The sequence below is a fragment of the Catenulispora yoronensis genome, from assembly GCF_039531695.1.
In the GTDB taxonomy this organism is placed as follows: Bacteria; Actinomycetota; Actinomycetes; order Streptomycetales; family Catenulisporaceae; genus Catenulispora; species Catenulispora yoronensis.
Genome location: NZ_BAAAQN010000171.1, coordinates 1 through 685, shown reverse-complemented (window position 1 = coordinate 685; position 685 = coordinate 1). Strand labels below are relative to the sequence as shown.

The window sequence follows — 685 nt, the reverse complement described above, 5'->3', positions numbered from 1 at the left end:
GGGGATCTGGTGATTAAGAGCGTTGCGACCATTGTGCAGCGCGCGGTGCGCGATATCGGCATGGCTTTCCGCTACGGGGGCGAGGAGTTTTTAGTGCTGCTCCCCGGGATTGACGAAGCCGGGGCGCACCAGTGCGCCAGCGAGATCTACACCCAGGTGCGCAATATGACGCTGCGCGATGGTCTGACCGAGATAGGCCAGGTGGATGTGTCGATTGGCATCGCCAGCTACCCGCAGCACACCCAAAGCGATAGTCTGCTGCGCGCGGCGGATGCCGCGCTGTACCGGGCGAAAGAGCTGGGCCGCTCAAGGATTGTCAGCTTTGGCCGCCTGAAGACCAGCTAACCGGGACTATCGCTCAGCGGTATTAAGCAGCGAGATAACTTTCCTTACCACCGCCGAACGAATATGGCGGTGGTAAACCATGCTCAGCTCACTCTCCGCCAGCCGATCCTGGAGATCGATATACACCACGTTATCAAGGCGTAAGGCCCGCGCCGAGAGCGGAACCAACGCCACTCCCACCCCGGCGGAGACCAGGCTAATCATCGAGGTAACGTCGTTAATCCGCTGCGCCACCTGCGGCGTAAAGCCCGCGATGCGACAGGCATCCATAAAAACCTGCTCCAGTCCGGTGCCCTGCGGATCGTCAAGCGAGATCCAGTTGTCAGTGCGCAATGAGGCC

At 60.6% G+C, this 685-nt stretch carries 2 protein-coding genes; one reads left to right on the top strand and one right to left on the bottom strand.

The window, feature by feature from the left end:
- Positions 1–345: GGDEF domain-containing protein (locus tag ABD481_RS46615; RefSeq protein ID WP_344672339.1), on the top strand; the 345-nt coding region annotated here is incomplete at its 5' end.
- A gap of 6 nt (positions 346–351) precedes the next feature.
- Here the strand turns inward: ABD481_RS46615 and ABD481_RS46610 are convergent.
- A partial coding sequence (locus ABD481_RS46610) for a LysR family substrate-binding domain-containing protein (RefSeq protein ID WP_344672338.1) occupies positions 352–685 on the bottom strand: 334 nt, incomplete at its 5' end.